General features: G+C 42.1%; 11 protein-coding genes. 2 read left to right on the forward strand and 9 right to left on the reverse strand.

Translation table 11 applies throughout. The annotated features are described in order from the left end of the window. The first annotated feature begins 285 nt into the window (after nucleotides 1-285). Together IX95_RS15625 and IX95_RS15630 are read left to right on the forward strand one after the other, a co-directional pair. Complete coding sequence (locus IX95_RS15625; RefSeq protein ID WP_081885438.1) at nucleotides 286-897, forward strand: SGNH/GDSL hydrolase family protein; 612 nt, start codon at nucleotides 286-288, stop codon at nucleotides 895-897. A 27-nt stretch (nucleotides 898-924) separates the two neighbouring features. Further along, nucleotides 925-1,443, forward strand: coding sequence for a WbuC family cupin fold metalloprotein (locus tag IX95_RS15630; RefSeq protein ID WP_051912578.1), 519 nt, complete (start codon nucleotides 925-927; stop codon nucleotides 1,441-1,443). 587 nt (nucleotides 1,444-2,030) lie between these two features. Here IX95_RS15630 and IX95_RS27075 read toward each other — a convergent pair. The 9 genes from IX95_RS27075 to IX95_RS15670 form a co-directional block, all read right to left on the reverse strand. Beyond that, entirely contained in the window at nucleotides 2,031-2,912 is an 882-nt protein-coding gene (locus tag IX95_RS27075) for an acyltransferase family protein (RefSeq protein ID WP_038161666.1), read from the reverse strand. Beyond that, nucleotides 2,893-3,108, reverse strand: a complete 216-nt coding sequence (locus IX95_RS26665; RefSeq protein ID WP_171354563.1) for a hypothetical protein — start codon at nucleotides 3,106-3,108, stop codon at nucleotides 2,893-2,895. Before IX95_RS26665 ends, IX95_RS27075 begins: the two co-directional genes overlap by 20 nt. A gap of 489 nt (nucleotides 3,109-3,597) precedes the next feature. Continuing rightward, nucleotides 3,598-4,644, reverse strand: a complete 1,047-nt coding sequence (locus IX95_RS15640) for a GMP reductase (RefSeq protein ID WP_038161669.1) — start codon at nucleotides 4,642-4,644, stop codon at nucleotides 3,598-3,600. Between the two features lie 352 nt (nucleotides 4,645-4,996). After that, a complete protein-coding gene (locus IX95_RS15645; RefSeq protein WP_038161671.1) occupies nucleotides 4,997-6,478 on the reverse strand; it encodes a bifunctional ADP-dependent NAD(P)H-hydrate dehydratase/NAD(P)H-hydrate epimerase in 1,482 nt (493 codons plus the stop codon). 66 nt (nucleotides 6,479-6,544) lie between these two features. Further along, nucleotides 6,545-6,988 (reverse strand): PAS domain-containing protein, encoded by a 444-nt coding sequence (locus IX95_RS15650; protein ID WP_019275301.1) that lies wholly within the window; start codon nucleotides 6,986-6,988, stop codon nucleotides 6,545-6,547. Next, nucleotides 6,988-7,992: a response regulator gene (locus tag IX95_RS15655; protein WP_006961232.1), complete on the reverse strand. Its 1,005-nt coding sequence runs from the start codon at nucleotides 7,990-7,992 to the stop codon at nucleotides 6,988-6,990. Before IX95_RS15655 ends, IX95_RS15650 begins: the two co-directional genes overlap by 1 nt. 188 nt (nucleotides 7,993-8,180) lie before the next feature. Further along, on the reverse strand, nucleotides 8,181-9,311 hold the full coding sequence (locus IX95_RS15660; protein WP_038161675.1) for a response regulator: 1,131 nt from the start codon (nucleotides 9,309-9,311) through the stop codon (nucleotides 8,181-8,183). Then, the gene (locus IX95_RS15665) at nucleotides 9,304-12,477 is read right to left on the reverse strand and encodes a PAS domain-containing hybrid sensor histidine kinase/response regulator (RefSeq protein ID WP_038161676.1); all 3,174 of its coding nucleotides are present in this window, start codon (nucleotides 12,475-12,477) and stop codon (nucleotides 9,304-9,306) included. The genes IX95_RS15660 and IX95_RS15665 overlap by 8 nt, the downstream gene beginning before the upstream one ends. Further along, the gene (locus IX95_RS15670) at nucleotides 12,470-13,054 is read right to left on the reverse strand and encodes a SpoIIE family protein phosphatase (protein WP_006961239.1); all 585 of its coding nucleotides are present in this window, start codon (nucleotides 13,052-13,054) and stop codon (nucleotides 12,470-12,472) included. The genes IX95_RS15665 and IX95_RS15670 overlap by 8 nt, the downstream gene beginning before the upstream one ends.

A 13,054-nucleotide genomic window follows, 5' to 3' on the forward strand; every position in this document is an offset into this window, starting at 1 on the left:
TATTATGTAACGTGTAAAAGTGTTCCCTGCTAACGTGCTATTACGCCTACCAACCCACGAAGAGTCGAGTTGTCTAAACCTCTCTCAAAATGTAGTATGTCCTAACTATTACTTTTGTTCAGACACTAACTAGGAAAGGTATGCGATTCATACTATATATAGCAACTCTGCTTATATCATTTAACTCATACTCAAATGAGCCCCTCACTTCTTTCACGTCAAACTACCACAACTTTTTCGCGGAATTAGATAAACAGTTTCCAAACAACAAACAAACAAATAAACATGGTGTTTCATGGTCACTCTGTTCCGTCTGGCTACCGTCAAACTCCTCTTGTAAAGACTTTTACCGCCTACCCACACCTAGTCGTTAGGAGCCTATCAAAAAGATACGATAAAGCTATGATAAATAGTATCGTTACAGCTTACCCAAGCGAAAATTCCAGCAGTGGATTGAAACGTTTCGCTCGTGATGTATTGTCGAAACAACCTGATATTATCTTTGTCGATTATGGAGTAAATGATTTTGCTATTGGGGTAGATAAATCTATCAGCAATATCAACGAAATGGTGAAACTAGCGTCGATTCAAAGTGTTCCAATCGTATTAGTTGGGCCTTTTATGGATATTCAAACTTTCGAACAGTACGAAGGTCGTACAATAAGTTTGTTTACAAGAAAATATATGCAGTATGCGCAAGAAAACAACATTATTTTCATAAATAGTTATAAGCTTTATAGGCAATCTTGCTACAAACCAGAAAATCTATATATATGCATGAGTTCACCAGCACACCCTAACGACAGAGGTCATCAGCTCATATCTGATGAAATACTAAGGCAATTCTCAACTATTAACTCTTTATTGCATTCTCCTTTTATTGAAAGCTCTTTCTAACTAGATTCTTCGAGAAGCACCTAACAAATGAAATTGAACACACATTTTTTCAGCCAACTACTTAAACAAGCAAGCAAAAGTGAAAGAAAACGGGCACACCAAAATTTGCACGTAAGTTTCAATGACCCAACTCAAAGACTCTGTATCGCCTTAATAAAGGGCACATACGTTCGCCCTCATCAACATGTAGGCCCCAACAGGTGGGAATTGATACTCGTACTGAAAGGAGCAGTAGGTCTCGTCATTTTTGACGATGACGGAATGATCATTGATAAGGATACATTAACGCCAGGTGACTCAATCTCTGGTTTGGAGTTAAAGCCAAACACTTGGCATACCGTTTATCCGGTTAGCGACGAAGCAATTATTATAGAGATTAAAGAAGGGCCGTATAATCCAGAGACCGCCGCAAACTTCGCAACTTGGGCTCCTATGGAAACTGACTCTTCTGCTAAAGATCTACTTTATTGGGTAGAGAGAGCCAAAGTTGGTGATAGATATTTAAAGAAAGGAGGCTCTAAGCCTGAGTCGTCTTTCCCCCAATAGTTAACCTCCATCGTATATAGTATGTTTAAACATGCCGAACACCAAAGTTCGGCTTTTTATAGAAACGACAACACACCTAGCACTTTGATAACAATCTTCTAGTGCATTCCCAAATTTTATTTAGATCTCAACACTCTAAATAAAACCCACTATAGCAGGACTCAGGTCCACTGGGTGCAAACCAAGGCTCTGCCCTTATTCCTGAGGCAAACTTCGTACCTATTGGTCTAATCTGAACCTTGATGTGTTGTGTTCCATGGCTTTCAGCTGGACAACGTTTATAAAGCACTTGGAGCCAGTGAGAGTCAAGAAATAGGTACACAACGGGTTCGGGGGCATTGATATTGAGCGGTGGAAAGCAATAGCATGGGATTTAAAAATATGTTTAGAAGACAGCAGAACTTAGGCTAATAGTTCAATTCGAAGTCAATAGCTACTTTAACAAATGCTGGCACCACAATGCGCTCCTAGCAAGCAGACAAGCGTTCGCTGTGAAATATTGCTATAACAAAACTAATTAACTATTAGCCAAAACAATTTACTGTCGATAATCGATATAGATAACAACTCTAACGATAAATGTAAATTCACGATGAATAGTATGCATTTAATATCTTTTTTTTCATTGGTAGTTCAATGTAAACGTATGTCAACCTACCTAAAATAAAAACTGTTATTATGTATGAATAAAATACAAACTTTGAATTAAAATTTATTGGATATATCTTTTCGAAAATCAATACAAATAAAATTTGAATAGGAAAGTGAATCAGATAAGTTGAATATGTCAAGTTACCAAGATATTGCAGTATTGACACTCTATTTTTCATAAGTCTTTCAGCTAGATTGAATCTTTCGAAAAGTAATAGAAATGATATGAAAATAATCAGTTCAAGACCAAAGGGTAATCCTGCACGTTCTACGAGTACATTAGCATGAGATACGAAAGCGTATGTAAAACAAAGTACTATTACGCTAATAGTTGCTTTTTTTACCGTGCTTTTATAGAGCAGTTCAAATAGCAAACAACCAAAGAAAAACATGAATGTGCTTTTTTTGATAACTAGTAGTGAAAAGTTTGGTATATTGAATTTAGATGTTAAAATCATGAAGATGACTATTGAAGCATAGATAAAAATCTGTTTACACTTTCTAAAGTAAAATAAAAATGTAAAGAACATACCATACAATAGTACTTCATTAGATACAGACCAAATCGGTGCGTTGAAAGAGTGCCCATCTTCTAGCCCCCAATGCGAGGCAAAAAATAAATTTAAAAAGAAATGTTTAACATCATTATATGGGTAAATAAAATAATTATAATCTGTAAATTCATTTAGCAAGATAATAAGAAACAAAACAGCTAACAAAGTTATAATATGCAACGGATACAATCGCGCAAACCGTTTTATAAAGTAATCATAAACAGTTATTTCATTATTTTTTATTTTATCTCCATATATAAGCAAAAATCACTCCACTAATCACAAAAAAACTTGGTACAGCCAAGGCTGCATATCCGAACCCTGCAAAGAAGTCTGGTCGAATACTATCACTCCACTCAAATCCATAGTGTATCGAAAAATGCACGTAATGCCCTGAAAAAACGACAAAAGCAGCATAAAAACGAAGAAGATCTAAAAGATAAAAATTTTTGTTTTTCATGTAAGTTTGTTACCAAATTCTAGGAAAAATGCAGCAAAATGATACATTTAAGGAAATAAGATTAGAATTGATTATATCTTACATAACCAAAACATAAACTCTAAAAAACCGACTTAGATTCACGCCGGAGTTTACAATTTACATAGCGACATTACAATCCAGTATTTATTTTCTTTAAAAAATTACTAATGCATCAAGCCTAGGCAGATAAACCTCTTCGTTATTTGTGACTGTTTTATATCAATTTCTCAAATCACAAATTAGGCTAATCCAACAAAGCATTAATCGATATTTGAAATTATGCATTCTCAGAGCAAGTTTCAAAGCCTATACTAAAACTTCGACATATCGTTGAGCAACAAGAATAGTCTAGACGGTGCTAGTCTTGGCCCTACGAGGCACCCTCGCTCATCTCGATATAAGTATTTACAGTCAAAAAAGAGCCGCGAAATGCGGCTCTTAATATCTCGAATTTTCCGAAGTGTTGAATTACTTCTCTTTACCGAAAACGTTGTTCTCTTGCTCTTGTACGCGGATGAAAGTCGTACGCTTAGTTAGCTCTTTAAGCTTTGCTGCACCTACGTATGTACAGGTTGAACGCACGCCACCAAGGATGTCTGAGATAGTACCGTGAACACTGCCACGGAATGGCAATAGTACGGTTTTTCCTTCAGCTGCGCGGTACTTTGCTACACCACCTGAATGCTTGTCCATAGCAGACTGAGAAGACATGCCGTAGAACTTCATGAATGTCTCGCCATCTTTTTCGATAATTTCACCGCCTGACTCTTCATGACCAGCTAGCATACCGCCAAGCATAACGAAATCCGCACCGCCACCAAACGCTTTAGCAACATCGCCAGCACAAGAACAGCCACCGTCACCGATAATCATACCGCCTAAGCCGTGCGCAGCGTCGCCACATTCAATAATTGCTGAAAGCTGCGGATAACCTACGCCAGTTTTAACGCGAGTAGTACATACAGAACCTGGGCCGATACCTACTTTAACGATGTCTGCGCCAGCGAGGATAAGTTCTTCACACATGTCGCCAGTTACAACGTTACCTGCAGAAATTACCTTGTCAGGGAATGCAGCACGTACTTTTTCTACGTACTCGACTAAGTGCTCTGAGTAACCGTTGGCGATATCAATACAGATAAAGATAAGGTCATCACTCAGGTCCATGATGTCCTTTGTTTTTTGGAAATCAGCTTCTGAGGTGCCCGTTGAAACAAACACATTGTTCAGTGTGCTCTTGTCTGCTGATTTTACGAATTCAGCCCATTGCTCTACTGTGTAATGTTTATGGATAGCCGTCATTACACCATGTTCAGCTAGCGCTTTCGCCATTGCGAAACTACCTACAGAATCCATGTTTGCTGCAATCACTGGGGTACCAGACCATTGACGACCGCTATGCTTAAATGTAAACTCGCGGGTTAATTCAACTTGAGAACGACTTTTAAGAGTAGAACGCTTCGGGCGAAATAGTACATCTTTAAAGCCTAACTTAAGTTCTTGTTCGATACGCATGATAAATTTTCCTGTAAGCAAATTTACGTGTCGTGCGTTTTCGGTAAACGTTGGCAGACGCTTTACTGAGTTTCGGACACAAAAAAACCGGAGCGTTGGCAGACGCTCCGGTTTACAGCATTATAGGTCGTGATTTATTTCTCGCAAGACTGATAATTGCATTTTTTTTGTGATACCATTTTGAAATCTTGCAAACCTAATTCCCCACCATACGTACCAAACCTCAAACAGTTCATAGTAAACAAAGACTTAACCACAATAGCCTCGCTTATCAAAACCAGAAAGCAATCGTTTACCGAAACCGTTAACGTCGTTAATTTTTGTAAAACGTCTCTTAAAGGCATCTTAATATCTATTTTCCGTTAACCAAATGACGAATATGAGGAAGCAAATCACTTGCACAAAGTCCACGTTCGCCGTTTTTTTCAGCATCCATGTCAGCTGCCAGACTATGAACCATAACCCCTTTCACTGCCGAACTGGTTAAGCTTTCACCTTGAGCTAACAAACCAAGGATGACACCAGTGAGCACATCTCCCATTCCTCCGGTCGCCATTCCCGGATTTCCAGCATTGCAAACATACGTTTGTTGACCATCGCAGATTAGCGTACCTGCTCCTTTTAGCACGGTTACACCATCGAATTTCTGCTGCAATCTTTTTACTGCGAGGAATCGTTCAGATTCAATTTCACTGACTGAACAGTTAAGTAGCCTCGCAGCTTCCCCCGGATGAGGCGTTAAAATTCGCTGCGCATCTTTGTGGACATGGTTGGCGAGTAGATTCAGTGCGTCAGCATCATACACCTTGGGGAGTTGTTGTTGAGATACCGAATGAAACATCTTCTGCACGCTAGAATCAGTGCCAAGACCGGGACCAATAGCGATGCAATCGCACCAGTGTGCTAGCCTTTGTTTATTCACTAAACCCTCTTCCCATGACGACGCCATCACTTCGGGGCATACTACTAGAGACGCCAGCGTATTTTCTGGATGTGTGAGCAATGCTGTAAGACCGGAACCACTCCTCAAGCATGCTTGAGCGGAAAGCAAAGCTGCACCGCCCATTCCTCTATTACCGCCAATGATTACGACTTTACCGTGTATGCCTTTATGTGAGGTTTTTAAACGCGGTACAAAAGGCTCACAATCGGATAAATTATTGAGAAGCAAAGCAGAAGGAGTATTTTGCTGATCAAAGATGTCTTCTACGCCTAACCCGTTGAAGTGAATGACTCCGGTATAGTCGCGAGCTTGTCCAGTAAACAAGCCTTGTTTAAGCCCAATGAACGACACCGTGTGGTCGGCTTTTACGCACGCCCCCAATACCTGACCACTATTACCTGATAAACCAGAGGGTAGATCAACGGCGACAATTGGTGCGTTAACCCGATTTAACCTGTTAATGAGGTGGACTCCATCCGGTCTGACGGAACCACTCAACCCAATTCCGAAAAGTGCATCGACAATGCAGTCATAATCGAGATCAGACGATAAGTCCGGTTCATTAGTATCGTCACCAGCAGCACAATAATCTTGATAAGCCGTTAAGGCATCACCTTTTAATTTTGTTTCCTCAACGACCTGCCAAAGCGTTACTTGCAGTCCAGCTTCCAGCGCGAGCTTGCCGATAACATAGCCATCTCCCCCATTATTCCCACCACCACATACAATCAATACTTTTTGGCATTCCGGATACTGATTCATCATGACATCAAATACCGCCTGACCAGCACGAGTCATCAGTTCATACATGGGGAGCGATTTGGCTCTCGCCGCATCAACCTCACCATTTTTGACTTGTTCTGCTGTGTAAAGAGGGATTGGTGAAGACATTGATTCTCCTAAGATAAAAATAAAGCCAGATAATTTCTGGCTTTATTGCTGAAGATTGGCGTCGAACTATTTGTGCTGATTGATTGATACCAATGCTTCCGCAGTAGCATCCTGAATCGATAAAAACAGTGAACGAATTTCGCCTGTCGGCGTTCTCATTGGATTAAGTGTAATATTTTGGTACATGAATTCCGCCTGCTGGGTCACAGGTCGTACGTTTCTACATTTAAAAAGATAGGGGCGTTGTTGCCACGTAATAAAGCTTCGACAACCTAGGTCATACACAGGTTTGGTCTTCAGTTTAAACCAATCTTCTGGGATCTCCGGAAACAGTTCAAATAGCGACTTATCTATCGCATCGTGAGCCTGAACGCCACTATGGTGAGTCATAAAACCATTCCAGACCTGAACCTTGTATTCACGATCCACAACGATCAATCCTAGGTCAACATTTTGCACCATATCCACCATCCAGTGGAATTGCTCAAACTCTGCAGGAAGATTTATCATTAAAAGTCCTCCATCAAATAAGACAACTTGTTGTCGAGCAAAGGAAGGGACTCATCAACAAACATAAACAATAAATCGCATCGGATTGAAGTGCCATCGATGTTGTAGCTGACCTCAAATGTCATAGTCTTTTTAAACGACCCCGTTGTGGACTGAATCACTGAATCAATTGAAATATGCTGGCCTAAGAGCACGGGGGAGCTTTGGAAAAAACGGACTTCCGCTTGCTTACCTAAACCATTCAAAAATGAACCGACAAGAATATTTGAGACATCCATTAGAAGTTCCAGTTCTTCCAGCTCCTCACTGTCTGCCGGAACCTTCATAAGCTTCTTAAGGTCGCAAACACTTGAATCACTCAACAACACTAAAGCTTCACCAGCAATACCTTCACCACTAAACCCCTGACACACCCCTGAGACCTGATCATTTTCCGCTAAGTCACGCAGTGCCATGTGAAGCTCACTCACTTCAAAGATATTGACGTTCGGCAAGGGCAGATGAACAAATACATCAAAATGGCGAGCCAGAGCGTCGGCCGCACGGCCGATGGAAACGTTCGCCACCTCCATATAAATATCGCGTCTGCGAAGTATGGGTAAATCGACAGTTACGGGCGTCACTATTTGTGGTTGGCTTGGTTTTTCAACCAATTCTTTCAGCACAGCGTTCAGAGCATCTTTATCAATCGGCTTTTGGATAAACGCTTTTGCACCGAGCGTCATCACTCGCTCTTTCGCTTTGGGTTGGATGTCACCAGACACTACGACAACTTGGATATCGATACCACGCGTGCCTATTTCTTCGAGGGTTCCAAAACCATCCAATTCTGGCATGGTTAAATCAAGGAACATTAATTTGAAATCATTTTGCTCTAACTGCTCTAAGGCATCCAAACCATGAACAGCAAAAGTAATATCTGCATTCAATGAAGCAGGTAATGAACGCGCCATTTGCTTTCGAGCTAACGCGGAGTCGTCACAAATAAGGACAGGAAAAGACATGCATATACCTACTGCTATTCGTGTTGCTAATAATTTCAGTGTAACAGATAGTTAGCTCATCAGGCATGAATCTAAAGAGATTAAACGTATCTATTTTGAGAACTCCGAGCAGACACACTAATGCTGCCAAAAGACGCTGAACCTACTACCAACAAGTTAAACAAAACAACAACCAATAAAGCCTGAAATTATTCTTCTCCACTAGCTTTCAACTGAAACGAATCTTCATCAAAACCTTCATCTTTGTACTTAGAAGCAATCTCTTTGAAGGTACTTTCTATACTAAGAAAAACATCGACAATCACTGGTTCAAAATGCGTTCCAGAGCCCTCTGCAATAATTTCTACAGCCTTATCATGAGGAAATGCGGGCTTATAAACACGCTCAGAAATCAATGCATCATATACATCCGCCAGCGCCATCAACCTCGCACTCAATGGGATATTTAACCCAGAAATACCTTCCGGATAACCGCTGCCATCCCATTTTTCCTGATGGCTATATGCGATTTCTTTGGCGATAGTTAGAAAGTCACATTTGAAATCGATTGAGTCTTCAACGGTCATTAATACGGCCCTACCTAGCGTTGTGTGGTACTTCATTAAATCAAATTCTTCATCAGTCAATCGAGCTGGCTTGAGCAATACGCTGTCAGGGATACCTACTTTGCCAATATCATGAAGTGGTGCCGACTTGTACAATAAGTCAATCGCTTCCGGCGTTAAAGACTCTGTGTAATGACCAGTCCGTACTAACTCTTCCGCCAACGCTCTAACGTAGTGTTGTGTACGTCGAATATGATTTCCTGTTTCGTTATCACGCGTTTCGGCCAACGATGCCATTGCACCAATCGTCGCATCTTGAAGCATTTCTAGCTCTCGAGTTCGCTTTCTAACTCGCTCTTCAAGCTCTTCATTTTGTTCTGCCAGGGCATCCATAGCTCCTCTCAGTCTCAAATGAGTATTGATACGAGAGATAAGAATCGGTGGACTGATAGGCTTGAGAATGTAGTCAACGGCTCCGGCATCAAAGCCACGTTGTTCATCCTCTATTTGAGACTTAGCCGTCAAAAAAATCACCGGAATATCATGGGTTTCTGGATCCGAAGTTAATCGTTCACAGACTTCATAGCCGTCCATTTCAGGCATCATGACATCGAGCAGAACAATATCAGGTTTCTTCTGCTTGCAAATATTGATTGCTTGAACGCCCCCCGTCGCGACCAATACGCGATGGTGAGGTTTAAGTAAGCCACTGAGTAACACTCGGTTCTCAGCATTATCATCCACAACTAAGACGCTGGTTAGGTGGTCATCCATGGTTTCCCCCAAACACTTTATCCATGTCCAACGGATAAATGCTGGCTGCTTTTCTCAGGGCGACACTGGCAGACAAAAAATCACAATCGTGAATGCACTTGCAACAAGTATCGAACTCTTCCGACCCTAGTAAAGTATTGAGGTACAAATAATGCTCGTCAAGGTAATCGATAGCGCGAGCGTCAAGCTCCTGAAGAAGCAAGTCTAATTGATGGATAACTTTTACACTGTCATTGTCGAGCTTGTCCTTGGTATTCAATGGCTGTGGGCGATTGAGTGCACCACAAATAGCATTGAAAAACGGCATGAGATAATCGGACATTTCACTCTTGAGTTGATCCAGTGACTCCGTGCGTTCACCTCGACCTAGCTCTTGCTCTAACCTTGACGCAATGTCGGACAAACGAATTGCCCCAAGATTGGCGGCAGTACCTTTAAGCGTATGGGTGATCAATGTTGCGTATTCAAAGTCTCCTTTGTCTAAAGCGACATCAAGCCGATTATCATAATCGTACTCTTTGTCTACTAGCTGTGACAGTAAACGATGATAGAGCACTTCATTACTGGCAACCCGCAATAACCCATTTTTAGTATCAAGTGAATCTATCTCTTGGAGGCTTGAAGCGACCGATTTAGCGCCTTCTTCAACCAATGTTGTCTCCGTTCGCTCCGTACTTTCAATACTGATTGGAGTAAAATTTTGCGTGAAGTCATTTTGGCAACAACGCTTGATAGTAGAAAACAGGTGTTCAGGATCGATGGGTTTAGATACATGATCATTCATGCCTATATTCAAGCAGCGCTCTCGCTCTTCAACCATTGCATGGGCAGTCATCGCGATCAGTGGGATATCATCATAACGAGCATCACTGCGAATGCGCGTGCTGGCTTCATAACCATCCATCACTGGCATTTGCAGATCCATAAAGATGATTTCAAACATCTCTGAAGTGCCAATCCTTTTTTCCAGAGTCTCTATCGCTTGGGCACCGTTATTTGCGACGGTAACCGTAATACCCTTCTCTTCCATTAGCTCAACAGCGATTTGCTGATTGATCTCATTATCTTCAACGAGCAACACTCTAAGCCCGTCCAGCTCTTTATCTCGTTTATGTCTACGTGATTGCACACCAGGCGTTGAGTGGTTGTTGGTTGGCCCAAACAAATCCATAATCAAGTCAAACAGGTAAGATTGCCCAACTGGTTTTGAGAGAAAGCCCGCGATGTCCAGTTCTTCTACTTCGCTTGAAATATCGTCTTTATCATAGGCTGTCACGATCACGATTTTTGGCTGATGCTCGCTGATGACTTGCTGACGAATTTGTTGGCTGGCCTCAATGCCACTCATAGTGGGCATCTTCCAGTCCATAAAGACCAGATCGTATGGCTGCCCTGCATCAGACGCTTTCTTAAGCTCTTCCAATGCACGCTCACCACTACTGACAAACGTCGGCTTGCACAGGAAGATGTCGAGCAAGTCTTCCATAATTAAGAGCGCGTGTTCATTGTCATCAACAACCAACGCATGAACATGATTGAGCAAATCCGGAACAACGACTGGCGTGTAGCCACTATCCATCACTGCGCCAACCAAGATGTTGAAGCGAAAAGTACTACCCACATTGAGTTCGCTATCTACGGAAATCTCGCCGCCCATCAATTCGACTAATCGACGACAGATCGATAATCCGAGCCCCGTACCACCGTATTTTCGTGTTGTACTTCCATCCGCTTGCGTGAATGCATTGAACAACTTACTCGACTGTTCTTCACTCATACCAATGCCGGTGTCTTTAACCGAAAAACCTAACTCGATTTTGTCGTCTAGCGATCGGCTCACTTTGACTGAAACCGAGATTTCGCCCTGCTCAGTAAACTTCACGGCATTGTTCACTAGGTTGATAATGATTTGCCCCAACCTTAGTGGATCGCCATACAGGGTTTTAGGCACATCTCTTGGTATGTCAAACAGTAGCTCCAGCCCCTTCTCAAATGCCTTTTGTCCGGTCACCATGGAGACATTATGGAGAACGTCATCAAGGTAAAACTCAATCTCTTCAATGGAGAGTTTACCGGCCTCAATTTTGCTGAAATCAAGAATGTCATTAATGATTCCCAGCAATAGAGAAGCTGAGTTGTGGATTTTAGAGATGTAGTCGTGCTGCTTGGGCGTTAAATCGGTCTTTAATGCCAGATGTGACATACCAATAATGGCGTTCATCGGTGTGCGAATTTCATGGCTCATGTTGGCAAGAAACATAGACTTAATCTCAACCGCTTCTTCTGCTTTTGCTCGAGCTTCGTTGAGTTCATCTTCGACCTGCTTTCTTGATGTGACGTCTCGAAGAAACATAGCAATCCGACACTCGTCATCGAAGAGAAACACTGTCATACCAAGATCTATTGGAATCGGTTTATCTTCACGAGTGTAAGTCTGCACCTCAAAGAAAGCCCCGCTGACCTTGTCTTGGTCTTCAATCGTGATGTCTTGAGAAAGTAGCTCAGATAGCTCCAATGGAAGCTCTGCTCTTAATAGGTCAAACAAGTTCTGACCTGTCGCCTCTTCAACACTATAACCGTATGTTTCTATCGCCGTTTTATTCCACAAGACTATCTTTTTATGTGTATCTAAAATGGCAACGCTAGAAGGTGCACCTTCAATGATAGTACGTGATAACGCTTCGCTAGCTTGCAGGTCCCTTGTCCGACGCTCAATCTCCTCCTCTAAACCTTCTTGATGAATCGCCAGCTCTCGGTTCTTAATTTGTAACTCATGCATAAGATCATCGCGTGTTTTCTCAGACAGCACATTTTTAATATTGAGGAAATCATTCTCGCTGAGCTGCTTGTTTGCATTTAACGTCCAGACAAGCTCATATTCTGACTGAGAAATTGACAGTAAAGGGATCGAAACACGTGGCAGGCACTCGCTACCCTCAGCGGACGACCACAAGGTCTGTATGCCGTTGTCGTGTATTTTCACTTTGAGCTCAATGGAGTCCAGTACAGAAAACAACTGAAACAGTATTTCACCACAGAGAAACACCATTTGGTCGCGGTAATGCCTGTCGTAGCCCATGATATCGAGTACTGAGATCAGCTTTCTCCGTAACGCGATGCGAGACTCGTCATCATTCGTAAAACGGAACGCGTGCGGGCTATTCATCTGTATACCTCACAGCAATCGCCGTCGCATCATCATAAGGCTTACTGAACGACTCAATGAACTTTGACGATAGATACTCGACCGTTTCATTACTAGCATTGGATAAGAGTTCAGAGTTGATATTTTCTTTGACTCCATCGGTTGTGAACATGAACACATCACCGTCGGCGAAGGCAAATTGGAAGGGATGAAGCGTAGGCAATAGCTCACCGACTATGCCCGGTTGAGCAGGGAACGAACGTTTTTCGTTGGCAATCTGGCGAACCAGCGTGTTGCCTATTCCAACACCAAAAGCTGACTTTTTAGCAGCGTCAAAGAAAACAATTGTGATTGCTGCACCTATTGAACCAAGAAACGATCTGTGAATCTCAGTAATAAGCCATTCCACATCTTCACATCCATGCCCTTCAAGGAAACCTTCTATGCCGCGTGCTAACTTCGCTGCTTTGCTTCCATGCCCGAGAGCATCAATGATGACGACAAGTAAATCATCGCTGAATTCCTGTATAAAAAAACCATCTCCAGTTTCTATTTCCCCGAAATACGGCACAGTTCGAGAGCTGTAAGCAAATCCCAT

Origin of the sequence: Vibrio sp. B183 (genome assembly GCF_000740665.1) — a bacterium.
Lineage (GTDB): Bacteria > Pseudomonadota > Gammaproteobacteria > Enterobacterales > Vibrionaceae > Vibrio > Vibrio coralliilyticus.

What these genes read in the sequence shown, in the direction of transcription:
- IX95_RS15625 (WP_081885438.1), top strand. Translation starts at nt 286, where the DNA reads ATGGTGTTTCATGGTCACTCTGTTCCGTCTGGCTACCGTCAAACTCCT.
- IX95_RS15630 (WP_051912578.1), top strand. Translation starts at nt 925, where the DNA reads ATGAAATTGAACACACATTTTTTCAGCCAACTACTTAAACAAGCAAGC.
- IX95_RS26665 (WP_171354563.1), bottom strand. Translation starts at nt 3,108, where the DNA reads ATGAAAAACAAAAATTTTTATCTTTTAGATCTTCTTCGTTTTTATGCT.
- IX95_RS15640 (WP_038161669.1), bottom strand. Translation starts at nt 4,644, where the DNA reads ATGCGTATCGAACAAGAACTTAAGTTAGGCTTTAAAGATGTACTATTT.
- IX95_RS15645 (WP_038161671.1), bottom strand. Translation starts at nt 6,478, where the DNA reads ATGTCTTCACCAATCCCTCTTTACACAGCAGAACAAGTCAAAAATGGT.
- IX95_RS15650 (WP_019275301.1), bottom strand. Translation starts at nt 6,988, where the DNA reads ATGATAAATCTTCCTGCAGAGTTTGAGCAATTCCACTGGATGGTGGAT.
- IX95_RS15655 (WP_006961232.1), bottom strand. Translation starts at nt 7,992, where the DNA reads ATGTCTTTTCCTGTCCTTATTTGTGACGACTCCGCGTTAGCTCGAAAG.
- IX95_RS15660 (WP_038161675.1), bottom strand. Translation starts at nt 9,311, where the DNA reads ATGGATGACCACCTAACCAGCGTCTTAGTTGTGGATGATAATGCTGAG.
- IX95_RS15665 (WP_038161676.1), bottom strand. Translation starts at nt 12,477, where the DNA reads ATGAATAGCCCGCACGCGTTCCGTTTTACGAATGATGACGAGTCTCGC.
- IX95_RS15670 (WP_006961239.1), bottom strand. Translation starts at nt 13,054, where the DNA reads ATGGGATTTGCTTACAGCTCTCGAACTGTGCCGTATTTCGGGGAAATA.